A 23721-nucleotide genomic window follows, 5' to 3' on the forward strand; every position below is an offset into this window, starting at 1 on the left:
CTCAGTACGTAGGGAGGGCCGTGCGGAAACGCTCCGCACGACCTCCGCCGCACCAACAACGTCAACGTCTCAGCCGAGCAACTCGCCCAGGAGGCGCGCGACGGCCTTGGGGTCCGCCTGGCCATTGGTGGCGCGCATGACCTGTCCCGTGAAGAAGCCCATCAGGCCCTTCTTCCCGCCGCGGTACTCCGCGACCTTCGCGGGATTGGCGTCCAGGACACCCTGGATGGCGGTGCGCAGCTGTCCCTCGTCGCTGACGACGCGCAGGCCCTTGCGCTCCACGATGCGCACGGGGGCCTCGCCGGAAGTCTGCGCCTCCGCGAGCACGTCCTTCGCGATGCGGGCGCTGATTCCGCCCTCCGACACCAGCCCGACCAGCGCCGCGAGGTCCGCCCGGGCCACCCGGTTCGAGCCCTCGCGAATGGCGTTGGCCAGATCGTTCACCACCCACGGCGCGAGGCTCACGAGCTGCGCATCGCTCACGCCCTCCAGGTACGCGGTGAGCTGCGGCTCGCGCGCGAGCAGGTACGCGTCGTTCTCCGAGACCCCGCGCTCGCGCAGGCGCGCGAACACGGGCTCCTGCTCGCTGGAGAGCGGCGCCCGGACGGGGGCCGCCGCGTCCGCCTTCTTCTCGGCCTTCGGCTTGCTCTGCGCCCGGGGCTCCGCGCCTTCCTCCTTGCGTCCCCAGGTGTCCTTCAGCGTGATGATGCGGTTGAAGACGGGAGCATCGGCGCGGCTGTCCACCGGATCCCTCCAGAAGTAGCCGACGCGCTCGAACTGGTAGCGGGTGTCCGCCGGATCGCGCGCGACGCTGGGCTCGACCATGCCGCGCGTCACCACCAGGCTCTTCGGGTTGACGTAGCTCAGGAAGTCCATGTTGAGCGGCTTCGTCTCGTCCTCGTGGCTCGGCTGCTCCGGATCGTGCGGAGGAGCCACCTCGCCGTCGGGGTTGGGCACGGTGAACAGCCGGTCGAAGAGGCGGAACTCCACGCTCACGCCGCGTGTGGCGCTCACCCAGTGGATGACGCCGCTCGCCTTCGCGTCCTCGTCCAGCAGCGTGACGCGCAGTTCGGCCGGCTCGCCGTCCGCGCCCGTGATGACCTCGTCGCAGCGGATGATGCCCGCGCCGCGCAGGCGCACCGTCCCGCCCGGCGTGAGCCGCTTGAAGCCCTTGGGCGGATTCGCGCTGAAGTCCTCGCGCTCGATGACGATCTCCCGCGTGAGCGGCACCTCGCGCACCGCCTGCTCGGGCGCTACCCGCTCGCCGTTGGGCAGCGGCACGCGCCCATCTCCCCCCTCGCGCACGGCGTCCTGCGGCCAGTACGACAGGCTCAGGGTGCGCTCGGCCTCCAGGTTCAGGATCGTGACCTTCAGCGGCTGCGTCACGGCCATCACCCGGGGGGCGCGCGCGCTCAGGTCATCGCGGATGGCGTTCTCGAGCACCACGAGGTCCACCGTGCGGTTCGTGCGGCTCACGCCGATCTGCGCCGCGAAGGCCCGCGCCGCCTCGGGCGTCGCCCCTCGCCGGCGCAGCGCGCTCAGCGTGGGCATGCGCGGATCATTCCAGCCCGTCACGATCTTCTCGCTCACCAGGCGCCGCAGCTTGCGCTTGCTGACGACGGTGTACTCCAGGCTGCGCCGCCCGAACTCGTACTGGCGCGGCGGCATGCGGCCCGTCTGCGCCTGGGGGAACAGGTTGTCCATGAGCCAGTCGTAGATGGCTCGGTTGTCGATGAACTCGAGGCTGCACATGCTGTGCGTGATGCCCTCGATGGCGTCGCTGATGGGGTGCGCGAAGTCGTACATCGGGTAGATGCACCACTTGTTTCCCGTGCGGTAGTGGGACGCGTGCAGGATGCGGTAGAGCACCGGGTCGCGCAGCTTGAAGTTCGCGTTCGCCAGGTCGATCTTCGCGCGCAGGGCGTGATCGCCGTTCTTGAACTCGCCGGCGCGCATGCGGCGGAACAGTTCCAGGTTCTCCTCGACGCTCCGGCTGCGGTAGGGGCTGGGCGTGCCGGGCTTGTCCACCGTGCCGCGCAGGCGCGCCATCTCCTCGCCGCTGACGCTCTCCACGTAGGCCAGGCCCTTGCGGATGAGCTGTTCCGCGTAGCCGTACAGCTGCTCGTAGTAGTCCGAGGCGTAGAAGAGGCGGGAGGTGTCCCAGCCGAGCCACTTCATGTCGTGGATGATGCTGTCCGCGTACTCCTGCGTCTCGCCCTCCGGATTGGTGTCGTCCAGCCGCAGGTGGCAGACGCCGCCGTAGTCCAGCGCGGTCATGAAGTCCAGGTAGCTGGCGAAGGCGTGCCCGAGGTGCGCGTAGCCGTTGGGCTCGGGAGGAAAGCGGGTGACGACGCTGACGTGCCGCCCGGCCTTCAAGTCCGCGTCGATCACCTCGGTGATGAAGTTGGGGGCCACACGCCGGGCCTCTGGCGCGGGAATCAGGTCCACAGGCAACTTGCTCATGGTGCCAATGTAACGTTTCTTCTCCTCGACCCAAGACGCTTCTTTGCTGCCAGGGCAGGGGAGCGCGGGCCGCCGGTTGCCCGGGAGGGGGGCAGGGAGGGCCCGGGGTCCAGGGCGCCCGAGGGAGCTCCGGACGAGAGCTGGACGCACGAAGCGGTTGCATTCCCGGGCGAGCCATGTCACGGCGGGGCTGAGATGATTCACCAGGGCGGACTTACCGGGCATCCCCGCCACGTGCACCGCGCGGCGGTCGGGGCGTTGTTCTTCCTGCAGGGGCTGTGCTTCGCGAGCTGGGCGTCGCGCATCCCGACCATCCAGCAGCGGCTGGGCCTGTCCGAGGCGGCCCTGGGGGTGGCCCTGCTGGCCCTGCCCGCGGGCTCCATGACGAGTCTGCCCTTCGCGGGCTGGCTCGTGGCGAAGCGGGGCAGCCGGCAGGTGGTGCTCGGCGCGATGGTGCTCTACGGCGTGGTGCTCACGGGGCTGGGCGCGGTGGACAGCCTCGCGGGGCTCATGGGGGTGCTCTACCTGTTCGGCTTCGCGGGCAACCAGGTGAACATCGCGGTGAACACGCAGGCGGTGGGGGTGGAGGCGCTCTATGGCCGCTCGGTGATGGCGTCCTTCCATGGCTTGTGGAGCCTGGCGGGATTCGTCGCCGCGGGGGTGGGGGCGGCGATGATGGGCTGGGGGGTGGCGCCGCTGCCGCACTTCGTGGGAACGCTCGGGCTGCTCCTGGCGGCGCTGGCGGCGAGCGCGAGCTTCATCCTCCCGGACGGGCCCGGGCGGAACCCGGAGGGGAAGCTGCTCACGCTCCCGGACAAGTCCCTGTGGGGCCTGGGGATGTTGGCCTTCTGCTGCATGATCTGCGAGGGGGCGATGTTCGACTGGAGCGGGGTGTACTTCCAGCGGGTGGTCCATGCCGAGCCGGGCCAGGTGGGCCTGGGGTACGCGGTGTTCACGGCGTCCATGGCCACGGGGCGCTTCCTGGCGGACGGGCTCGTGCAGCGGCTGAGCCTGCGGCGGGTGTTCCAGCTGAGCGGCGGGCTCATCGCGGTGGGGCTGATGACGGCGGTGCTGCTGCCGAGCCTGCCCACGGCGTTGCTGGGCTTCCTGATGGTGGGCTTCGGCGTGTCGTCCGTGGTGCCGCTCGTCTACGGGGCGGCGGGCAGGTCGAAGACGATTCCGGCGGGGGTGGCGCTGGCGGCGGTGTCGACGATCGGCTTCCTGGGCTTCCTGATCGGACCGCCGCTCATCGGCTTCATCGCGGAGGTGGTGAGCCTGCGCGGCTCCTTCACGCTCATTGCCTGCCTGGGCCTGGGGGTGGCGATCCTCGGCTCCAGGAAGGCGGATTGAGCCTCCCCTCGGGGAGGGGAGGCCGCGGGTGGAGCGCCAATCCCTGGCTCAGAAGCTCAGGATGGCGCCCGTCTCGAGGCCCAGCGCGGTGCGGTCCGGGTCGATCCCCGCCGCCACATCCGCCGCCTGCTGCCGGAAGTGCGACTGGAAGAGGAAGCCCTCCAGCACGAAGGCCAGCCTGCGAGAGGGCTTGAGCTCGTAGCCCACGCGCACCGTGCCGTTGTGCACCATGCCCGGACCGGTGCCCGAGAGGGTGGCGCTGCCGATGGGGGCTCCGGCGGGGTAGTCGTAGCTGGGCACCACCTTCGAGGCATCGAGCACCTTCTGATAGCCCGCCATGCCGTAGACGGCGTGCATGCCCGTCAGCACCTGGCGGACCGAGATGAAGCCACCCAGCTCCCGCAGGTCATCGCTGGCGCGGCCCTGGGCCAGCGACAGCAGGCCGAGGTTGGCGGAGTTCTGCCCGAAGTTGAGCTCCACCCGGAGGTTGGTGTTGTCGGAGGGAGCGAGCTCGGAGAAGAGCGTGGCGGCGAAGGCGGCGGCGTAGCGCTGGTCCGCGGCCCTGAAGTTGAAGGGGAGCCGCGTGGCGAGCGCGGAAGCACCGACCCGGCTCTTGCCGAACTTGTAGGTGCCGCGCACCGCCAGGGTGGGCAGGGCGCCAATCTCGAGGACGGCGTCCTTGGCGGTGACGTTGGGGGCGGGGAAGCCGATCGCCGCGCCCAGCTCGAAGCTCGGCGTGCTGTAGAGGTACTTGAACTGCTGGCGCATGAAGCCGCTGTTGCCCGCCTGGAAGAGCGCTCCCACCAGGTTGATGCCGTGCGGATTGATGGGGGCGTGCAGATCCCAGTCCTGTCCCAGGGACACGGTGTGGCCGGGATGGAAGGTGTAGTCCACGTGGACCAGACGCAGGCGGGGCAGGCTGGCGACGGTGGGGGTGGCCTTGGTGAAGTCCACGAAGTCGACTTCGAGCTGGGCCCGCAGCGGCCCCTTTTCGTTGAGCCAGAACCCCGCGCGCGACTGCGCCACCTGGAAGGAGTGGCGGGTCGCGTTCGGGAAGTTGGAGTAGGCGGGGTTGCCCGCGGCGGTGATGGCGGAGGCGTTGGGCTGGTTGAAGGACTCCACCGCCGCGTTGGAGATGATGAAGCGCGGGGTGAGGGTGCCGTAGAACCGGAAGATGTTCTCGTCGTCCCCGGCGGCGGGGGCGGGCGGGGTGGCGACGGCCGGGGGAGGGGTCGGAGCGGGCTGGGTGGCGGCCGGAGAGGTGGCATCACCGGTGCCGGGAGTCGTCTGGGCCAGTGCGTGAGTGGCCGAGCAGATTCCCCCCGAGACGATCAATGCGGCGAGTCGAGCAGTCTTCATGGCTTCCCTGGGTCATGCGGTCAGGTCAGTGGGGGGCTGACACGCTACGAAGGCACGCCGCCTACTACAAGGATCATGCGCTGGCCGGGCCGAGTTACCGCGACGTGTCCAATGCGCGACTCTGATTGCTGCTTCGACCAACGAGATTTCTGCTTTGTTCCCGCCGGGGCCGGACAGACCTGCCCCAGAACAGAACAGAGAGAACCTCGTGCAGAGAAGAGCCACTCACGCAGTCCTGCCTTTCCTCCTTGCGTTGTCGGGACCCCTCCTCGCCTCTGGATGTGGTGCCAGCGAGGAAGCCGTGGCGTCAGTCGAGCAGGAGAAGACCCTCGCGACGGATACGCGCGATCTCTACGTCGACACCACGTCGCTCTGGGGCTCTCCGCGCATCAGCGTCTGCTGGGAGAACCCGACGACGACGAACGCCACCGAGCGGGCCTGGGTGCAGGATGCGGCCGAAGGCACGTGGGGACGAGTCTCGGCGGTGGACTTCGTCGGCTGGGGCGCGTGCACCTCGACCTCGCGCGGCATCCGCATCAATGTCGCGGACACGGGGCCTCACGTGAAGCAGCTCGGCAGCCGGCTGGACGGCTACGTCAACGGCATGGAGCTCAACTTCACCTTCGCGAACTGGAGCCCGGTCTGCCAGTCCCAGCGGGAGTTCTGCATCCGGGCCATCGCGGTGCATGAGTTCGGCCATGCGCTCGGCTTCGCGCACGAGCAGAACCGCCCGGACCGGCCGTCCACCTGCACCGAGCCCCCGCAGGGCTCCAACGGCAACCTGATGATTGGTGCCTGGGACCTCCAGTCGGTGATGAACTACTGCAACCCGGCCTGGAACGGGAACGGGCAGCTGAGCGCGACCGACATCGCGGGCGTCGTCCAGCTCTACGGTGGCGCGCTGTGGAGCCAGGAGTTCGGCTACGACGCCGGGGGCTGGCGCGTGGAGCAGCACCCGCGCACCGCCGCGGACGTCAACGGTGACGGCCGTGCCGACCTCATTGGCTTCGGCAACGCGGGCGTATACACCGCCCTGTCCACGGGAAGCCGCTTCAACAACTCCCAGCTCGTGCTGCAGGCCTTCGGCTACGACGCCGGGGGATGGCGCGTGGAGCTGCACCCGCGCACCGCCGCGGACGTCAATGGTGATGGCCGCGCGGACATCGTCGGTTTCGCCAATGCGGGCGTGAATGTCGCGCTGTCCACGGGCAATGGCTTCGCCGCCCCCCAGCTCTGGCTGGCGGACTTTGGCTACAACGCCGGAGGCTGGCGCGTGGAGCAGCACCCGCGCACCCTGGCGGACGTGAACGGAGACGGCCGTGCCGATGTCGTCGGCTTTGGCCAAGCGGGCGTGTATGTCGCGCTGTCCACCGGCACCAGCTTCACCCCATCCCAGTTCTGGCTGGCGGACTTTGGTTACAACTCCACCTGGCGCGTGGAGCTGCACCCGCGCACCGCGGTGGACGTGAATGGAGACGGCCGTGCGGACATCGTCGGCTTCGCCAATGCGGGCGTGGTCGTCGCACTGTCCACGGGCACTGGCTTCACCGCCCCCCAGCTCTGGCTGGCGGACTTCGGCTACGACGCCGGGGGCTGGCGCGTGGAGCAGCACCCGCGCACCCTGGCGGACGTGAACGGAGACGGCCGTGCCGATGTCGTCGGCTTTGGCCAAGCGGGCGTGTATGTCGCGCTGTCCACCGGCACCGGCTTCACCCCGTCCCAGTTCTGGCTGGGGCAATTCGGCTACGGTGCTGGAAATTGGCGCGTGGAGATGCACCCGCGCACCCTGGCGGACATCGATGGTAACGGCCGTGCCGACATCATCGGCTTCGGCAGCGCGGGTGTGGCCAAGTACCTGGACTGATTCCCGAGGATCGTTCACGCATGAGCCAGGGGTAGAAGTCGGAGTGCCCGGCTCAACGGGGAACGATGGTGAGGGGGCGGGTCATGGCAATGACCGGGCATGGCACCGCCGTGGATCCTCGGCGAAGGCCCGCCCCTCCACCTTCAGGCGTGAGAAGCTACACGGACAACTGACGATGGCCACACTCATGAGCCGCTTGCTCGAAGAGGTCACGCGTGACCACTTTCCCTATCCGCCCGCCACACCCGAGCAGATCGAGGAGTTCGAGCGGCGGGTGGGCTGGCGGCTGGACGCGGACCTGCGGGCCTTCTACCTGCATTGCAATGGGGCGGAACTGATTGAACGGCTGCCGGATACCCCTTACCGCATCCTTCCACTGTCCAAGATCGTTCGAGCACGGGTAGCCGTCTACGGGGAGGATGATGACCAGTGGGGTCCCGCTTCGATGTATACCCTCTGCGATGTACAGGACGGGGATTACGTCCTGGTGGATGTGAGCCGACAGGAGAATGAGCGTTACCCCCTGATGGATGGCTACCACGAGGCGTGGCCGAACCCGGAGTACTGCGGGCCAGTCGCCAACTCCTTCTCGGAGTTTCTGGAGGCGGCGATGCACTCTCGACGCCCTGTGTACTGGCTGGGGAAACGGAGCTCCACGACGTAATTGTCTTCCACGGGCGGAGGCTGTCCCACGGCATGTCCGGGGACGAGGTGCCATGCGCTGGATCCACTCGGTGCTCTTCTGGTCGTTCTTCGCGGCGACTTCCGCCGTCCTCTTCTTCGTGGGGCTCGTCGTCTTCCTGGTGGCGTGGCCCTTTGACCGCGACGGCCGGGTGCTGCACCTGTTCTCCTGTGCCTGGGCGCAGCTCTACATCTGGGTGAACCCCGGCTGGCGCGTGCGGCTGGAAGGCCGTGAGCGCCTGCCCTGGCATGGGCCCGCGGTCCTGGTGTCCAACCACCAGTCCCTGGGCGACATCCTCGTGCTCTACGGCCTCTACCGGCCCTTCAAATGGGTCTCCAAGGCCAGTGTCTTCAAGGTGCCGTTCCTCGGCTGGAACATGTACCTCAACCGCTACGTGGGACTGGTGCGAGGGGACAAGGAGAGCATCGCGAGGATGATGGCCGAGTGCGAGCGCTGGTTGGACCGCGGAGTCCCAGTGCTCCTCTTCCCCGAAGGCTCGCGCTCGCCGGACGATCAGCTCAAGCCCTTCAAGGACGGCGCCTTCCGCCTGGCCCTATCCAAGGGCTGCCCCCTCATTCCCATCGTGCTCACCGGCACGGGCGACACCCTGCCCAAGCACGGGCTGCTGTTGAAATACCGGGCCCGTTGCCGAGTCCGCGTCCTGGAGCCGGTGGATCCACGTGCCTTCTCCGATGTGGTCACGTTGCGCGAGCACGTGCGCGACCTCATGGTCCGGGAGAAAGCCCGTCTCGACGAGGAGCGATCCGGATGAAACGACATGCCGCGGGCGAGCACCTCCTACCGGCGGTTGCGTACGGAGACGCAGCCGGGTTGCCCCATGAAAAGAAGCCCCCTCTGCGACCAGGAAGCCTGGATCGCCTCGAGGACACACGGACGAACCCCTATCTGGGGGAGTACCCGGCGGGCACGTGGAGTGACGACACCCACTTGAGCCTGGCCGTTGCCCTGAGCCTCATCGAGGCGGATGGTTTCGACCTGGCCAGCATGGCCAGATGGCATGTCGCCGCCTATGCCCACGTCAAAGGCGCCAGTTCCAATCCCGACCTCGTGCCACCCATCGTCACCGTCAACAAGAACAATGGCTGGGGGGGCAGCACGACCCAGAGCATTGAACGGTTGATGCGGGGAGTGGAGCCCTCTGCCTCCGGGCAGGAAGAGGGTGCTGGCAATGGCGTGCTGATGAAGCTCGCGCCCCTGGTCTACTGGCAGGAGGCTCGTTCCACCCCCCTGGACACGGCCGAACAGCAGACCATCGCGCTGACGCGCATGACCCACGCGGCTCCCGAGGCCGTCGTCAGCAGCCTCGTGCACAGGAACGTCCTGTCGCGGCTTCTCGCGATGGAGGATGGCTCGTCCTCTTCGTCGGCTCCGAGGGAGATCCTCCTGAAGGCCCATGCCGATGCGCTCGGGTATGAACGGCGCCTGGATGCCGAGCCCGTCACCAGCCGGATCCTCCGCCCGCTCACCGATGCGCTCGAGCACGGCCCCCTGACGCGCGAAGTGATTCTCGCGGCCGCCCCGAAGGCGGGATTCCATGCGCCCGAGACCCTGGTCATGGCCTATGGCGCCTTCCTGCTCGAAAACCGGTTCCCCGAGAGCGTGTTCCGTGCCGTCGAGCTCGGAGGCGACAGCGACAGCATCGGCTCCATCGTCGCGACGATGTCCACCTTCCTGCATGGCGAGGTGAAGTTCCCCTCGGACTACGAAAAGGTCTTCGCGCGAGAGCGACTCGAGAGGCTATCCAGGCGGTTCGCGGCTGCCGCGCGCTGAGCCCGCGCGCCTCGGGTCGCGGAAGAGGGGAGGAGAACGCGTGTACCTCGGCATCGATGTGGGAACGTCGTCCGTGAAGGCGGTGCTCGTGGACGACCGGGAGCGCATCGTCGCGAGTGCCAGCGCGGCCCTCGAGGTCGCCCGGCCGCACGCGGGCTGGTCGGAGCAGGATCCGGACGCCTGGGTGCATGGCTGCGAGCGCGTGCTGGACGAGCTCGCCGCCTCCCACCGGGTGGAGCTCTCGGCCGTCGAGGGCATTGGCCTGTCCGGCCAGATGCACGGCGCGACCCTGCTCGGCGCCGATGACCGGCCGCTGCGTCCGGCCATCCTCTGGAACGACGGACGCTCGGAGGCCGAGTGCCACGAGCTGGAGCGGCGCTGTCCCCGCTCGCGGGAAATCGCGGGCAACATCGCCATGCCGGGCTTCACCGCGCCCAAGCTGCTCTGGGTCGCCCGGCACGAGCCGGACGTCTTCGCGAAGACGCGCAAGGTGCTGCTGCCCAAGGACCATCTCCGGCTGTTCCTCGTCGGCGATCACGTCTCCGACATGTCGGACGCCGCCGGGACGCTCTGGCTGGACGTCGCCCGCCGCACGTGGTCCGAGGAGCTGCTCGCGGCCACGGGGCTCACGCTCGCGCACATGCCGCGGCTGGTGGAGGGCTCGGAGTCCTCCGGCCGGCTGCGGCCCGAGCTGGCCCGGCGCTGGGGCATGACACGCGCTCCGGTGGTGGCCGGGGGCGGGGGAGACAACGCGGCGAGCGCGGTCGGCATCGGCGCGGTACGGCCCGGCGAGGCCTTCGTGTCGCTCGGCACCTCGGGCGTGCTCTTCGTGTCCAACGCCCGCTTCTCACCGAACACCAGAGGCGCGGTGCATGCCTTCTGCCATGCCGTGCCCGGCACCTGGCACCAGATGGGCGTCATCCTCTCCGCCGCCGCGAGTCTCGAGTGGTTGTCCTCGCTGCTCGGCGAACCGGCGCCCTCGCTGGTCGCGGCCCTGGGCGAGCGCGTCCTGGCTCCCTCTCCGGTGAAGTTCCTGCCCTACCTGTCCGGCGAGCGCACGCCGCACAACGACGCCTCGGCCCGGGGCGCCTTCGTGGGACTGGCGCACGGAGACGGACGCACGGCGTTGACACAGGCGGTGCTGGAGGGCGTCGCCTATGCCTTCGCCGACTGCCTGCGCGTCCTCTCGGAGGCGGGTACACAGGTGGCTCGTGCCTCGGCGGTGGGCGGTGGCTCCCGCTCACCCTTGTGGCTGAAGATCCTCGCGAGCGTGCTGGACCGGCCGCTGGACGTGCACGCGGAGGGGGATTTCGGAGGCGCGTTCGGCGCCGCCCGCCTGGGCCGGCTCGCGGCGACGGGCGAGGACCCGTTCACGCTCGCCGTGCCACCGCCCGTGGCCCGGACGGTCGAGCCCGATCCGGCGCTCGTCCACCGTTATGCCCAGGAGTACCCGCGCTGGCGCCGGCTGTACCCAGCGCTCAAGGAGTGAACCCCTTCAGCCGGCCTTCGCCTCGAGCGCCGTGAGCGTCGCCACCACGCCCCGCGCATCGAGCTGCTTGCGCAGGTCGAGGTACAGGTCGACGAAGCCCTTGTGCGCGGGCAGCTGGGTGCCCACGATCTCCGGGATGCCGAGCAGCGTCATCGGCGAGTCGCTCTGGATGACCTTCTCCAGGAGGGCGCGCGCGTTGGGCTCGTTGATGGGGTAGCGCTCGCCCTTCTCGTCCGCGCCCCCGCGCAGGTAGCGGTCATATGCCGCGAGGAAGAACGCGATGCGGTGATAGGGGCGTCCATTGTCCAGGATGGCGTGCACCGTGGGCAGGAGGAAGCCTGGGATCTTCGAGCCGCCATCCATGCACAGCCGCGCCAGCTGATCTCCCACGGCCCGGTTGGAGAAGCGCCGCAGCAGCGTGACCTTGTACTCCTCGAGGTCCAGCCCGGGCAGCGAGCGCAGCCACACGCCGGCGTCCTGGTCGAGGAAGTCGCGCAGGTAGCCGGAGAAGAGCGGATCGTGCAGGGCGTCGTCCACCTTGCGGTAGCCCGAGAGGTAGGCGGGGTAGGAGAGCATGGTGTGGCTCGCGTTGAGCAGGCGGATCTTCGCCTCCTCGTACGGAGACACGTCCTTGGTGATCATCACGCCCCCGGCCTCCCACTCCGGGCGGCCGTTGCGGAAGTCATCCTCCAGGACCCACTGGATGAAGTCCTCGCAGATGACGGGGGCGGCGTCGTCGACGTCCGTCATCTCGCGCAGCCGCTGGCGGGTGGCGTCATCCGTGGCTGGGGTGATGCGGTCCACCATCGCGTTGGGGAAGCCCACCTCGCGCTCGATCCACGCGGCGAGCTCCGGATCCCTCGCCTTCGCGAAGGCGACGCAGGCGCGCCGGGCCTGGGCGCCGTTGTGGCGCAGGTTGTCGCAGGACATCACCGTGAAGGGCTTCACGCCCGCCTTGCGCCGGCGGTCCAGCGCCTCGATGAGGTAGCCGAACACCCCCTTGGGCTCTTGGGGGTGCGCGAGGTCATACGCCACCGAGGGGTGCTGGAGGTTGAAGCGGCCGTGCTCGTCGATGAGGTAGCCGCCCTCGGTGATGGTCAACGAGACGATGCGGATGTCCGGGTGGCTCAGCCGGTCGAGCACGGCCTGGGGCTGATCGGGCGCGTAGAGGTACTCGACCATGGCCTCGACGACGCGCGAGGTGCGCGAGCCATCTGGAGCCATCTCGCTCACGGTGTAGAGCCCGTTCTGGCGCTTCATGGCCGCGGCCATGGTGGCGTCCTGCGGCAGCAGGTTGACGCCGCAGATGCCCCAGGCCTCGTGGCCGGGCCGGGAGAGGATGCGGTCGAGGTAGATGGCCTGGTGCGCGCGGTGGAAGCCACCCACGCCAATATGCACGATGCCAGCGCGCAGTTTGCTCCGGTCATAACCGGGGCGGACGATCGACTTGGGCAGCGCGGAGAGGTGGGCCTGATCCAGGGTATGCATGCGAGGGATGCTCAGGAGTGGGAAGGGTGGTGGATGGCGACGCCGTTGGCATCGAAGACATGGAAGCTGTTGGGCCGGAGGAGCGCCGCGGCCTGCGTGCCTTCCAACCTTCCAACATCCGCGGCGCAGCGCACGGTGAGCCGGCCTAGGCCCGGCACCGCCAGGTAGGCGTAGGCATCACTGCCCAACCGCTCGATGACCTCGATCCTTCCTTCCAGGGCGCCCTGTCCGGACCCGCCCAGCGAGAGCTGCTCGGGGCGCACGCCGATCGTCACCCGGGCGCCCTCGTCGAGGCGCGGCAGCCCCTCGGGCGCCGGGATGGGGGAACCATTCGCCAGCACGAACGTCCCGCCCTTCCAGGTGGCCTCCAGGAAGGCCATCTGCGGCATGCCGAGGAAGCCCGCGACGAACCGGTTGGCGGGGCGGCGGTAGAGCTCCTGTGGCGTGCCGCTCTGCTCGATGTTGCCGGCGCTGAAGATGACCACCTTGTCGGCCAGGGTCATGGCTTCCACCTGGTCGTGGGTGACGTAGATCATCGTCGCCTGGAGGGACTGGTGCAGGCGGGCGATCTCCAGCCGCATCTGCACGCGCAGGGATGCATCCAGGTTGGACAGCGGCTCGTCGAACAGGAAGATGCGCGGCTCGCGGACGATGGCGCGGCCGATGGCGACGCGCTGGCGCTGGCCTCCGGAGAGCGCCGCCGGCTTCCTGTCCAGCAGGGGCTCCAGCTCCAGGATGCGCGCGGCGCGCTGGACCTTTTCGTCGATGACCTTGCGGTCCGTCTTGGCCAGGTCCAGGGAGAAGGACATGTTCTGCCGCACCGTCATGTGCGGGTAGAGGGCGTAGGACTGGAACACCATCGCCAGATTGCGTTTGGCGGGCGGCAGATCGGTGATGGGCTGGCCATCGAGCAGGATCTCCCCGGAGGTGGCTTCCTCCAGTCCGGCGATCAGGCGCAGCAGCGTGGACTTTCCACAACCGGAGGGGCCCAGGAAGACGCAGAACTCACGGTCTTCGATGCGCAGATCCACGCCTTTGATGACGCGGGTCTCTCCGAAGGACTTGGTCAGGGATTGGATGTCGAGACGTGCCATGGGAAGGGTTTCCGCCTACTTGACCGCGCCGAAGGTCAGACCGCGAACGAGCTGCTTCTGGGAGAACCAGCCGAGCACCAGGATGGGCGCGCAGGCGAGGGTGGAGACAGCGGACAACCTGGCCCAGAACAGGCCCTGGGGGCTGGCGAACGAGGCGACCAGCGCGCTGAGGGGCGCGGCGTGGGTGGTGGTCAGGTTCAAGGACCAGAAGGCCTCGTTCCAGCTGAGGATGAGCGACAGCAGCGCCGTGGAGGCCAGTCCGCCCCGGCTCACCGGCAGCAGCACCCGGATCATCTCCTGCGTGGTGGTGGCTCCGTCCATGCGCGCCGCCTCGAGGATGTCCTTCGGGATGTCGCGGAAGTACGTGTAGATCATCCACACCATGATGGGCAGGTTGACGAACGCGAACACCGTGATGAGCAGGATGCGCGAGTCGAGCAGCCCCAGATTGCGCGACAGCAGGTAGATGGGGACCAGCGCCCCCACGCTGGGCAGCATCTTGGTGGAGAGCATCCACATCAAGGTGCCCCGGGTGCGCGTGCTCGGGTGGAAGGCGAAGCTGTAGGCCGCGGGCACCGCCAGCACCATGCCCAGCAGCGTGGCGCCGCCGCTGATGGCGATCGAGTTCCAGGCGTAGTGCAGGTAGTCGGTGCGCTCGAGGATCTCCCGGTAGTTCTCCAGCGTGGGCCCGAAGAAGAAGTCCGGGGGCATGGAGAAGGCTTGCAGCTCGGTCTTGAAGCTGGTGAGCACCATCCAGAGGATGGGGAAGAAGACGATGAGGGCCACGAGCCAGGAGCCCGCCACCCGAGCGATCCCGGCCATGCGGCGGCGTTGTTTCAAGGTCGGCATGGAGGAGGTTCCTAGGCGTCGAGGGATTTGCCGATCAGGCGGATGAGGAAGTAGGCGACCACGTTGGCCAGCAACACGGCGAAGAGGCCACCCGCCGAGGCCGCGCCCACGTCGAACTCGAGCAGGGCCTGGGTGAAGATGAGGAAGGGCACGTTGGTGGTGGCGTCCCCGGGGCCACCGCCGGTGGTGGTGAAGATCTCCGCGAAGATGTTGAGCAGGAAGATGGTCTCCACCATCACCACGACGGCGATGGGCCGCGCCAGGTGCGGCACGGTCAGGTAGCGGAAGATGGCCACCGGTGTGGCCCCGTCCATCTGCGCGGCCTCCTTCTGCTCCTGGTTCATCGACTGCAGCGCCGTCACGAAGATGAGGATGGCGAAGGGCAGCCACTCCCAGGCGACGATGAGGATGATGGACAGCAGCGGCCAGTCCGCGAACCAGTTGATGGGCGTCAGGCCGAACAGCTGGGACACCCAGGCGAACAGGCCGGACACCGGGTTCATCAACAGGTTCTTCCACACCAGCGCGCTGACGGTGGGCATGATGAAGAACGGCGAGATGAGCAGGATGCGCACGATGCCCTGCCCGGGAAATCGCGCGTCCACCAGCACGCTGATGAGCACTCCGCCCACCACGGTGATGACCAGCACGCTGCCCACCAGCAGCAGCGTGTTGAAGACGCTCGTCCAGAAGCTCGGGTAGGTGAAGAAGTAGGCGAAGTTCTCCAGCCCCACGAAGGCCGTTCTGCCCGGGTAGAGCAGGTTGTAGTACTGCGTGGAGAAGTACAGCGTCATGACCAGCGGGACGATCATCCACGCGAACAGCATGATGACCGCCGGCGAGGCCGTGAGGACTCCGACACGACGTGGCGGAGAACTGGAGAAGCTCATCACCGCACTCCTGCTCTTAAGGGAATGAAGCGGGAAGGACTCGCGCTCAGCGGCCGTAGTAGCCCGCGCGCGCCATGGTGCGCCGCACCGCCGACTGCGAGGTACTCAAGACCTTGTCCACCTGGGCGTTGCCCGCCAGCGCCCCGGAGATGAGCCGGCCCACCAGCGTGGCGACGGCCTGGAACTCGGGGATGGTGGCGAACTGCACGCCCGTGTACGGCACCGGCTGGAGCGTGGGCGACGTGGGATCCGCCGTGCGGATGGCCTCCAGGGTGACCTTCGCGAAGGGCGTGGCCTTCAGGTACGCCTCGGACTCGTAGGTGGACAGGCGCGTGCCCGGGGGCATGGCCGAGATGCCGTGGCGCTGCGCGATGATCTGGCCGTACTCGCGCGACGTGGCCCAGGCGATGAAGTCACGCGCGGCCTCCTTCTGCTTCGAGCTGGCCGGGATGGCCAGCGCCCATGTCCACAACCAGGAGGAGCCCTTCGTCGTCACCGCGCTCGGCGCCTTGGCGAAGCCGACCTTGTCCGGCACCTGGCTCTGCGAGGGATCGGTGACGAACGCGCCCGCCACGCTCGCATCCACCCACATGCCGCACTTGCCCGCGTTGAAGAGCGTCAGGTTCTCGTTGAAGCCGTTGCTGCTCGGCCCCGGCGGACCGTACGTGCCGAGCAGGTCCACGTAGAAGTTCACCGCCTTGTGCCACTCGGGGCTGTCGAGCTGCGGCTCCCACTTCTCGTCGAACCAGCGTCCGCCGAAGCTGTTCACGATGGTGGTCACCAGCGCCATGTTCTCGCCCCAGCCCGCCTTCCCGCGCAGACAGATGCCATAGAGGCCATGTGCCGGGTCGTGCAGCGCCTGGGCGAAGCCGCGGATCTGCTCCCACGTGGGGGCCTCGGGCATGCTCAGGCCCTTCGCCGCGAACAAGTCCTTGCGGTAGAAGGTGATGGAGCCCTCCGAGTAGAAGGGCAGGGCGTACAGGTGCTCCCCGGCGCTCAACTGCTTGCGCACGTTGGGCATGAGATCATCCAGACCATAGCTGGCCGGCATCTGGTCCAACGGTACCAGCCAGTCCTGGCGGCCCCACATGGGCGCTTCGTAGGCCCCGATGGTGATGACGTCGAACTGCCCGCCTCCGGTGGTGATGTCCGTTGTCAGGCGCTGGCGCAGGGTGTTCTCGTCCAGCACCACCCAGTTGAGCCGCACGCCGGGATGCGCGTCCTCGTAGACCTTCGACAAGGCCTGCATCCGCACCATGTCCCCGTTGTTCACGGTGCCGATGGTCAGCGTGGTATCGGCCCGCGCCGCGCCCAGGCCCAACAACAGGCCGAGACACAGGATTGCCTCGTGGATGTGAATGATCCTCCGCATGCGACGCCTCCGGCTGAGCGGCGCGCAGAGTAGGCGCCTGGCGTCCAATGCGAACGCGGCGCAATTGGACATCTGGCCCATTCGTTCGGTAACAAACAGGAAGATGCGCAATGCCCCCAGTCACCTCAAATCCAGAGAATCCAGTCCGCCGGGAATAATCAGGTGGGCCTATGGACGGTGAAGCGCAACGGCAGCCGTGCCGGGCCGTGGACGAGGAGTCCCTCGCGCGGCTTCCACGGCTCGTCGCTCGGGCGGTGGAAGTCGGCGAAGTGCTCGAGCAGATCCGAGAGGGCCACGCGCGCCTCCAGGCGGGCCAGCGCCGCGCCCAGGCAGAAGTGGATGCCGTGTCCGAAGGCGATGTGCGGGTTGGGGCTGCGCGCGATGTCGAAGCGGTCCGGCTCGGAGAAGTGGCCCGGGTCACGGTTGGCCGCGCCGATCATCGGCAGCACCATCTTGCCCGGCGGGATGCGCTGGCCGTAGAGCTCCACCTCGCGGCGCGACTCGCGGAACACGAACTGGGTGGGCGAGCGGAAGCGGATCACCTCCTCGATCGCCGAGGGGAGGAGCTGGGGCTCGCGGCGCAGGCGCGCGAGCTGCTCCGGGTAGTCCATGAAACAGAGCATCGCGTTGCTGATGGTGCTCGTCGTGGTCTCGGTGCCGGCGAGCAGCAGGATCTGGAAGAAGCCGAGGATGTCCTCCAGCGAGAGCCGCTGCCCGTCGACCTCGGCCTCGCCCAGCCGGGTGAGGAGATCGTCCCGGGGCGCGCGGCGGCGCGCGGCGAGCAGGTCCATGAGGTACAGGCGCATCTCCTCCTTGGCCGCGGCGTGCTCGGCGATGCCGCGGCGCGCCTCCTCGCCGCCGGTCAGCGCGTAGCTGAGCTTCATGATGATCCCCGCCCAGCGCTGGAAGGTCGCCAAGTCCTCCGATGGGATGCCGAGCATCTCCGCGATCACCAGCGTGGGGAGCAGGTCCGAGTAGTCGCCGACCAGGTCCAGCTCGCCGCGCTCCAGGTGACGGGAGAGGATCTGCCGGGAGAGCTCGCGCACGCGCGGCTCGAGCGCGGAGATGGATCGGGGGGTGAACGCGCGCAGCACGATGGTGCGCAGGTTCGAGTGGCGGGGCGGATCCGAGAAGATCATCCAGTCCGGCGCTTTGCCGGTGGGGGGCGTCACCGAGGAGCTGAATGCCTCGGAGTCGGTGACCGCGCGCTTGACGCTCTCGTAGTCGAACAGCATCCAGATGTCGGTCCCGGGGAAGTTCAGGACCGGTGAGCCGTCTCGCATCTGCGTGTAGAGCGGGTACGGATCACGGCGCATCTCTTCGCTGAGCAGGTGCATCATCGGCGGGCTCCTCCTCCTGGAGTTCTAGGGGGACCTGGTGACTTCTGGAAACGAGCGGCGTGCTCCCGGGGCATGAGCGCGGGCGGGAGATGTTGAGCCGTGGACCTACCGGCCGCCCGCACGCGGCCCACGCGCGACCCCGTGAATAGGGTGAAGGTGAGGATCCTGTCGCCAGCGGTCATGTTACGCTGCACCACTTCGGAGGTGCAGTGCATGAACGGAGCCCAGCCTTCTCGGCCAGGACATGAAGGAGCCCGGCGGCAGCTGCCGCATCCGCCTCGACGGCACGAAGCGCCGGAGCAGCACCTGCCCCAGGTGGGGATGGAGGTGGCCGGCTACCGGCTGGAGGCCACGCTGGGCAGCGGCGGCCAGGGCACCGTGTTCCGCGCCCGGCGCGAGAACCAGCTCTTCGCGGTGAAGTTCATCTCCCAGCCCCATACTGCGTCCTGGGCCCGGCGTGAGCTGGACGTCATGGTGAAGCTGGGGCTCGCGGGAGGGGTGCCGTTGGTGGGACACGGCCAGTGGCCCGCCCTCGAGCCCCGCTTCCTCTTCCTCGTCACGCCCTATGTGCGCGGGCTGCCGCTGGACGCCTGGGCCCGGGAGCACAACCCCAACGCGCTCGAGGTGGCGGAGCTGGTGTGTCAGGCCGCGCGGCAATTGAGGGTGGTGCACGCGGCCGGAGTCATCCACCGGGACGTGAAGGGGTCCAACCTGCTGGTGTACGGCGAGCGTCGGCTGGTGCTGGTGGACTTCGGGGTGGCCACGTACGAGGGGGCGCCCAAGGTGACGGGGCCCGTGCCTCCGGGTACCTGGCCCTATCTCAGCCCCCGGGTGTGGCGCTCCTGGCGCGGCGAGGAGGACTCGCGCGACAGCCCGGGTGATGACCTCTGGGCGCTGGGGGTGGAGCTCTACCAGTTACTCACCGGCGGGCTGCCCTTCCGGGGAACCGAGGGCAAGCTGGTGCACGCCATCCTGCACGAGGAGCCGCGAGTACCGCACGAGCTCAACCCGCGAGTGCCCAGGGCACTGGGGGAGGTGTGCTGGCGCATGCTGCGCAAGCAGCCCGGGGAGAGGTACGCGGACGCGCGGGCGGTGGAGGTGGCGCTGGAGGAGGTGCTGAAGCAAGCGGATGAGACGTGGAAGGTGCCGCTGTGCGAGGCCTGGGGCCCGGACAACGCCACCACCTCGTGGCAGCAGGAACTGGGGGGAGGCGCGGACCTGCTGGCGCTCTACGAGCGCCGGGCCGCCTACGCGCAACAGCCGGTGAGGGGAAAACCGCGTCCGCCGGATGAAGTCTCCACCCAGGGCGTGCCAGGAGAGGTGCTACCTGGACCCGAAGAGCCAGCGCGACCGCGTGCCCCGGACTCGCCCACCCCGCGCTCGCGACGGGTGCTCCAAGTCGCTGGTGCGGTGCTGGTGCTGGGCCTGAGCGTGTGGCTCGCCGTGCGCGCGCTCCCGCGTCCCTCCATGTCCACGACCTCACCGGTGGGGACACCCCTGGCCGTCCTACCGGAGGAGTTCTACCCCATCACCCTGGAACCGGGTGGCCAGGAAGTGGCGCCTCCGTGGCGGCGGCTGGAAGGTGACGGTGGCGCGGCGCCCGAAGCGGCGGCAACCCCCGCGCCCGTCGCCAGCGCGACGCACTCCCAGGACACGCGCGTGAGGACACTTCGCAAGGCGCCCCAGGACCCCCCGCAGCAACCCAAGAGCACCACCTCCACGGCCTCGAAGGCGGGGGCGGCCCTCCTCGGCTGCACCCTCGCCACCGGTTGCCCCGGCCCCACCACCACAGCCGTCCAGGTGCGGTCCCTGCCCGCTCCCACAGAGTGTCCACCCGGCTCGGTGCAAACCATGAAGGCGCTGGGCTTCCGCATTGGCAAGAGCGAAACGGCCCTGTTCCCCCGGCCGGACGAGGACGAGCCTTTCGTTCCCGTGCGCGAGGGCCCGGGCACCACGATGGAAATCGTCTTGGAAAACCCCACGACGGAGGTGCCCGGGGGCTCCATGGTCTCGGGGCAGCTCTTCTTCGGCACGGACCGCATCCACGGCCGCTTCACCCATCTCCACACACCGAATGGGTACACGTACCCCATCTGCATGGTGCTCGTTAATCGGAACGACGACATGGGCGTGGGCGACGACAACGTGAAGCCGGGTGAGAAGCCGGGCACCCTGCGCATCTCGTGGTCCGAGGGCGTCATGCCGGTGGAGCATTTCAAGTAGAGGGCCCAAGCCAGCTGGAGTCAGTTCTTTCAGGGGTGCTCCCGCGGGAAAAGACGGGGCACCTTCCGGGTGCGCTCCGGACGAACTGGTCCGACTGTCGGACCAGTTGCTCCCGAGCGCGACCGGGACCTCCCTCCTGAAAGGACCTACCCACCTGGCTTGGCTGCGAACAAGGGCGGACGAAAAGCAGGGGCGACGTAGGAGGTGCTTGTTTCCCAGAGCACTCCGGAGGTAGTACGGCCCATGCCCAGCCCACCGCCCACCGTCCCCCTGCTGCTCGCGATTCTCGCCACGGCTCCAGCCCTCGCCGAGCCTCCGTCTGAAGCTTGGGACACGGCGGCCGCTCGCCACCTCGAGCTGACGGCGGAGAGCCCCGGGCAGGTGCACGAGGTGCGTATCAGCCCTGGCCTCACCACCACCCTGGTGTTCAACGCGCCGCTGCTGCGCGGGAGCGTGGTGCTGGAGGCGCGCGAGCGCTTCCGGGTGGTAACGGTGGACGAGACCCTGGGCTTCATTGCGCTCCTGCCCTCGGGTGCACTGTCAACGGGACAGCAACTGCTCCTCACGGTGCGCTTCGCGGATGGCGCGGTGCCGGCGAACGTCACCTTCTCGCTGGTGGTGCACCCCACCCGGGCCGAGCCGCAGGTGAATGTGTACCGCCAGCCGCGCCCGGCCGAGTCCTTTCAACAGGAGGCGCGGCAGGAGCATGAGCGTGCCGAGCGGTGCGAGGCGCGGCTGGCGCAAACCCAGACAGAGCAGAAGAGTCCCGGGAGCATCATCGGGCTCATCGACTCCGGGCTGGTGGTGGGCACGAAAGGCATCGCGGCACAGGACATTTCAGACACCACCCGGCAGCCCGCCAGTGAGACCCTCAGGAGCAACAAGGCTTACAGCTACCGGGCCGAGGGACGGGTGGCGGTGGCGCTGGAGGTGAGGAACACGAGCGCGCAGCCCTGGACGGTGGACACGGAGGGCGTGGCGCTGGTGGGTAGGGGAGGCGTACGGCTGCGGGTACTGCGCGTGTGGCAACCGGAGCCCCTTCCTCCAAGAGGAGGGAGACGCGTGGTGGTGGAGGTGGAAGCCACGGAGGAGCAGGCCCGGGGCACCTATGTCCTCCGACTGGGAGAGGCGAACGGGCCACGCACCGTCACCCTTCGTGGCGTGACTTTCCCGTGAGTCTCCAGCTCAGCGATCCTGGAGCTCGAAGAAGTCGACCCGGCCGGTCTCCAGCGAGTACTCGGCCCCCACGATCCACATGCCTTCTTCCTGGATGAGCCGCTCGAGCAGTCGGCTGCCGTGGCGCAGGTGGGCGCACGACTGCCGCACGTTGGCGCGCACGGCCTCGCGCACGAGGAACTCCCTGTCCGCGTCCGGACCGGCGGCCTGGACCACGCTCTCCACCGCGGGCCGGCACCGGTCGACGAGGTCTCGGATGTTGTCCGAGGGCGTCCTCACATGGTGCTGGATGAAGTCCAGCGTGGCCTTGATGGCACCACAGGACGTGTGGCCCATCACCACCGCCAGGCGTGTTCCGAAGGTGGCTGCCGCGAACTCCACGCTCCCCACCAGCGAGGGCGCCACGACGTTGCCAGCCACGCGGATGACGAAGAGGTCGCCCAACCCCTGGTCGAAGACGATCTCCGACGGCACGCGCGAGTCGGAGCACGAGAGGATGGTGGCGAACGGATGCTGCCCGGCCACCAGCGCGGAACGTGCCGCCTGCCCCACGGGGACGTGGAGGTTGCGCACGGTCTGGCAGAAGCGCGCGTTGCCCTCGCGCAAACGGTATAGGGCCTGATCCGCGGGCAGGGGAGGTGGGGGAATACCAACGACGCTCATATCCGGGCTCCTCGCTTTTTCATGGGTGATACCGCCAGACTGGGTTCGCACCAGACGGCTGCATGCCTGCACCCTACCTTGTCACGGTCCGGATGCGGCCCCATCGTTTTCAGGTGCCGCGAAGTGGCTGAGGCCGAAATGACGGCTTCCCGTCGCCGGGCCGCTGGCCCATTCTGGGCGCATGGCCCACGACGACGATCTGGAGGACTTCGACCTTCCGTTCTTCCAGCGCCTCGTCATCCAGCTCTGGGCGTTGCTCCTCGGCCTCATCACCCGGCTCACGGACGCGCTGCTGCTGCTCTGGCGTCCCCGGTTGCTACGGCCCTACTTCGGCATCTGGCTCGCCGAGCGACTCCACTCTCCCTACCGCGCGCGGCGCACCTTCGAGGTGGTCCGGGCGCTCAAGGCCACGGGCCAGCGGTTCCGAGAGCTCATCTATGGCGAGACGCCGCTGATGACTGCGCTGCTGGCCTTCCGGCGGGCAGGGGTCGGCCCTGGCTGCCGGCTGGTGGACCTCGGGGCCGGTCGGGGCAGGGTGCTCATCGCGGCCCGGTGGCTGGGTGCCGAGGCGCGCGGCGTGGAGCTCCTCGCCGACCACGTGGCGAGCGTGGAGAAGTGGCTCCGGCCCGCCGGCATCACCCTCGTCGAGGGTGACGCCACGCGCGCGGACCTGAGCGACGCCACGCACGTCTTCACCAACTGGCTGGCGCTCACCCCCGAGACGAAGGCCCGGCTCGTCGAGCGCTTCCGCGACTGCCGTCCCGGTACCCGCTTCATCACGGTGACACGTCCCATCGAGGCCGAGGGCTTCCTCGTCCGTTCCCGCCACCGGATGCTCTTCACCTGGGGCTTCGAGCTCGTGTGGATCCACGAGTACCAGCCCGGCTCCGCCGCTCGCGCTTCAATCTGACACTGTGGCTGTCCTCTACCGGACGAGCCCGGTGCCGTGGGGTCCAGTCCTTCGATCATCAGGGTATTTTGAAGCGGCACTGTCAGGAGGACCGCTCATGAGGGAAGTGACCGTCGCGGGAAGGAAGCTCCAGCACTTCCACATCGCCGCGTTCTTCCGCTCTCCCGAGGAGGAGTACGAAGTGCTCCACTCCTACATCAAGGAGGGGATCGACGCGGGCGAGAAGACGGTCCACATCTGTGAGCCCTGCCGGAAACACGAGCACCTGACGTACCTCGAGCAGATGGGCATCCCCACCCGGGACTGCACGCGCACGGGGCAGCTCGAGGTGCTGGGGTGGAACGAGGCCTACCTCAAGGACGGCCGGTTCGACGCGGACACGATGATGGCGCTCCTCGAGGAGCTGGTGATGACGAGCCGCGCCGAGGGTTTCTCCCGCGTTCGCATGATGGGTCATATGGAGTGGGCAATCGAGGAGCGGCCGGATCTGGAACACGTCCTGGAGTACGAAGCACGCGTCAACCACCTGCTCAACCGGCTGGAGCAGCCCGCGATCTGTGTCTACGACCTCAACCGGTTCAATGGCTCGACCGTCATCGACGTCCTGCGAACCCACCCGTACGCCATCATCGCGGGCGCGCTCCAGGAGAACCCGTACTATGTCCCGCCCGAGGTGTTCCTGGGCCGCGCACCGAAGAACGAGCGCTCCTGAGCGAGG

At 68.5% G+C, this 23721-nt stretch carries 19 protein-coding genes; 10 read left to right on the forward strand and 9 right to left on the reverse strand.

All coding sequences use genetic code 11. The annotated features are described in order from the left end of the window. Positions 1–69: 69 nt before the first annotated feature. A complete protein-coding gene (locus JRI60_RS26460; RefSeq protein WP_204228655.1) occupies positions 70–2463 on the reverse strand; it encodes a glutamine--tRNA ligase/YqeY domain fusion protein in 2394 nt (797 codons plus the stop codon). 234 nt (positions 2464–2697) lie between these two features. On the opposite strand from JRI60_RS26460, the gene JRI60_RS26465 reads away from it, so the two are divergent. Continuing rightward, complete coding sequence (locus JRI60_RS26465; protein WP_239470739.1) at positions 2698–3813, forward strand: MFS transporter; 1116 nt, start codon at positions 2698–2700, stop codon at positions 3811–3813. Positions 3814–3861: 48 nt separating this feature from the next. On the opposite strand, the gene JRI60_RS26470 is transcribed toward JRI60_RS26465, so the two are convergent. Beyond that, on the reverse strand, positions 3862–5172 hold the full coding sequence (locus tag JRI60_RS26470) for a hypothetical protein (RefSeq protein WP_204228657.1): 1311 nt from the start codon (positions 5170–5172) through the stop codon (positions 3862–3864). 301 nt (positions 5173–5473) lie between these two features. On the opposite strand from JRI60_RS26470, the gene JRI60_RS26475 reads away from it, so the two are divergent. The 5 genes from JRI60_RS26475 (at position 5474) to xylB (ending at position 10998) form a co-directional block, all read left to right on the forward strand. Continuing rightward, positions 5474–7036 carry an FG-GAP-like repeat-containing protein gene (locus JRI60_RS26475; protein ID WP_239470740.1) on the forward strand — a complete coding sequence of 521 codons (1563 nt, stop codon included), beginning with the start codon at positions 5474–5476 and terminating at the stop codon, positions 7034–7036. Between the two features lie 175 nt (positions 7037–7211). After that, positions 7212–7700, forward strand: coding sequence for an SMI1/KNR4 family protein (locus JRI60_RS26480; protein ID WP_204228658.1), 489 nt, complete (start codon positions 7212–7214; stop codon positions 7698–7700). Positions 7701–7752: 52 nt separating this feature from the next. Beyond that, positions 7753–8490, forward strand: coding sequence for a lysophospholipid acyltransferase family protein (locus JRI60_RS26485; protein ID WP_204228659.1), 738 nt, complete (start codon positions 7753–7755; stop codon positions 8488–8490). Then, on the forward strand, positions 8487–9509 hold the full coding sequence (locus JRI60_RS26490; protein ID WP_204228660.1) for an ADP-ribosylglycohydrolase family protein: 1023 nt from the start codon (positions 8487–8489) through the stop codon (positions 9507–9509). Before JRI60_RS26485 ends, JRI60_RS26490 begins: the two co-directional genes overlap by 4 nt. 40 nt (positions 9510–9549) lie before the next feature. Then, positions 9550–10998, forward strand: a complete 1449-nt coding sequence (xylB, locus tag JRI60_RS26495; protein ID WP_204228661.1) for a xylulokinase — start codon at positions 9550–9552, stop codon at positions 10996–10998. A 6-nt stretch (positions 10999–11004) separates the two neighbouring features. Here xylB and JRI60_RS26500 read toward each other — a convergent pair whose 3' ends face one another. The 6 genes from JRI60_RS26500 to JRI60_RS26525 form a co-directional block, all read right to left on the reverse strand. After that, the gene (locus JRI60_RS26500; RefSeq protein WP_204228662.1) at positions 11005–12486 is read right to left on the reverse strand and encodes a mannitol dehydrogenase family protein; all 1482 of its coding nucleotides are present in this window, start codon (positions 12484–12486) and stop codon (positions 11005–11007) included. 11 nt (positions 12487–12497) lie between these two features. Then, positions 12498–13580, reverse strand: a complete 1083-nt coding sequence (locus tag JRI60_RS26505; protein ID WP_204228663.1) for an ABC transporter ATP-binding protein — start codon at positions 13578–13580, stop codon at positions 12498–12500. 15 nt (positions 13581–13595) lie between these two features. Then, positions 13596–14402 carry a carbohydrate ABC transporter permease gene (locus JRI60_RS26510; RefSeq protein WP_239470742.1) on the reverse strand — a complete coding sequence of 269 codons (807 nt, stop codon included), beginning with the start codon at positions 14400–14402 and terminating at the stop codon, positions 13596–13598. 38 nt (positions 14403–14440) lie between these two features. Next, positions 14441–15319, reverse strand: coding sequence for a carbohydrate ABC transporter permease (locus tag JRI60_RS26515; RefSeq protein WP_204228665.1), 879 nt, complete (start codon positions 15317–15319; stop codon positions 14441–14443). A 46-nt stretch (positions 15320–15365) separates the two neighbouring features. After that, positions 15366–16691, reverse strand: a complete 1326-nt coding sequence (locus JRI60_RS26520; protein WP_204228666.1) for an ABC transporter substrate-binding protein — start codon at positions 16689–16691, stop codon at positions 15366–15368. Positions 16692–16849: 158 nt separating this feature from the next. Then, complete coding sequence (locus tag JRI60_RS26525; protein WP_239470743.1) at positions 16850–18031, reverse strand: cytochrome P450; 1182 nt, start codon at positions 18029–18031, stop codon at positions 16850–16852. A gap of 321 nt (positions 18032–18352) precedes the next feature. On the opposite strand from JRI60_RS26525, the gene JRI60_RS26530 reads away from it, so the two are divergent. Next, complete coding sequence (locus JRI60_RS26530) at positions 18353–20254, forward strand: serine/threonine protein kinase (protein WP_204228667.1); 1902 nt, start codon at positions 18353–18355, stop codon at positions 20252–20254. 243 nt (positions 20255–20497) lie between these two features. Further along, positions 20498–21430 (forward strand): DUF2381 family protein, encoded by a 933-nt coding sequence (locus JRI60_RS26535; protein ID WP_204228668.1) that lies wholly within the window; start codon positions 20498–20500, stop codon positions 21428–21430. Between the two features lie 9 nt (positions 21431–21439). On the opposite strand, the gene JRI60_RS26540 is transcribed toward JRI60_RS26535, so the two are convergent. After that, a complete protein-coding gene (locus tag JRI60_RS26540) occupies positions 21440–22093 on the reverse strand; it encodes a carbonic anhydrase (RefSeq protein ID WP_204228669.1) in 654 nt (217 codons plus the stop codon). A 181-nt stretch (positions 22094–22274) separates the two neighbouring features. On the opposite strand from JRI60_RS26540, the gene JRI60_RS26545 reads away from it, so the two are divergent. Then, positions 22275–23003 carry a class I SAM-dependent methyltransferase gene (locus tag JRI60_RS26545; protein ID WP_239470744.1) on the forward strand — a complete coding sequence of 243 codons (729 nt, stop codon included), beginning with the start codon at positions 22275–22277 and terminating at the stop codon, positions 23001–23003. 97 nt (positions 23004–23100) lie between these two features. Beyond that, the gene (locus JRI60_RS26550; protein WP_204228670.1) at positions 23101–23715 is read left to right on the forward strand and encodes an MEDS domain-containing protein; all 615 of its coding nucleotides are present in this window, start codon (positions 23101–23103) and stop codon (positions 23713–23715) included. The last annotated feature ends 6 nt before the right edge of the window (positions 23716–23721 follow it).

It is taken from the genome of Archangium violaceum (genome assembly GCF_016887565.1).
GTDB classification, from domain to species: domain Bacteria; phylum Myxococcota; class Myxococcia; order Myxococcales; family Myxococcaceae; genus Archangium; species Archangium violaceum_B.

Bases quoted from the DNA above. Each gene is read 5' to 3' on its own strand.
- JRI60_RS26525 (WP_239470743.1), bottom strand. From the start codon at position 18,031: ATGATGCACCTGCTCAGCGAAGAGATGCGCCGTGATCCGTACCCGCTC.
- JRI60_RS26530 (WP_204228667.1), top strand. From the start codon at position 18,353: ATGGAGGTGGCCGGCTACCGGCTGGAGGCCACGCTGGGCAGCGGCGGC.
- JRI60_RS26520 (WP_204228666.1), bottom strand. From the start codon at position 16,691: ATGCGGAGGATCATTCACATCCACGAGGCAATCCTGTGTCTCGGCCTG.
- JRI60_RS26500 (WP_204228662.1), bottom strand. From the start codon at position 12,486: ATGCATACCCTGGATCAGGCCCACCTCTCCGCGCTGCCCAAGTCGATC.
- JRI60_RS26505 (WP_204228663.1), bottom strand. From the start codon at position 13,580: ATGGCACGTCTCGACATCCAATCCCTGACCAAGTCCTTCGGAGAGACC.
- JRI60_RS26490 (WP_204228660.1), top strand. From the start codon at position 8,487: ATGAAACGACATGCCGCGGGCGAGCACCTCCTACCGGCGGTTGCGTAC.
- JRI60_RS26510 (WP_239470742.1), bottom strand. From the start codon at position 14,402: ATGGCCGGGATCGCTCGGGTGGCGGGCTCCTGGCTCGTGGCCCTCATC.
- JRI60_RS26480 (WP_204228658.1), top strand. From the start codon at position 7,212: ATGGCCACACTCATGAGCCGCTTGCTCGAAGAGGTCACGCGTGACCAC.
- JRI60_RS26485 (WP_204228659.1), top strand. From the start codon at position 7,753: ATGCGCTGGATCCACTCGGTGCTCTTCTGGTCGTTCTTCGCGGCGACT.
- JRI60_RS26515 (WP_204228665.1), bottom strand. From the start codon at position 15,319: ATGAGCTTCTCCAGTTCTCCGCCACGTCGTGTCGGAGTCCTCACGGCC.
- JRI60_RS26470 (WP_204228657.1), bottom strand. From the start codon at position 5,172: ATGAAGACTGCTCGACTCGCCGCATTGATCGTCTCGGGGGGAATCTGC.
- JRI60_RS26550 (WP_204228670.1), top strand. From the start codon at position 23,101: ATGAGGGAAGTGACCGTCGCGGGAAGGAAGCTCCAGCACTTCCACATC.
- JRI60_RS26460 (WP_204228655.1), bottom strand. From the start codon at position 2,463: ATGAGCAAGTTGCCTGTGGACCTGATTCCCGCGCCAGAGGCCCGGCGT.
- JRI60_RS26540 (WP_204228669.1), bottom strand. From the start codon at position 22,093: ATGAGCGTCGTTGGTATTCCCCCACCTCCCCTGCCCGCGGATCAGGCC.
- JRI60_RS26535 (WP_204228668.1), top strand. From the start codon at position 20,498: ATGCCCAGCCCACCGCCCACCGTCCCCCTGCTGCTCGCGATTCTCGCC.
- JRI60_RS26545 (WP_239470744.1), top strand. From the start codon at position 22,275: ATGGCCCACGACGACGATCTGGAGGACTTCGACCTTCCGTTCTTCCAG.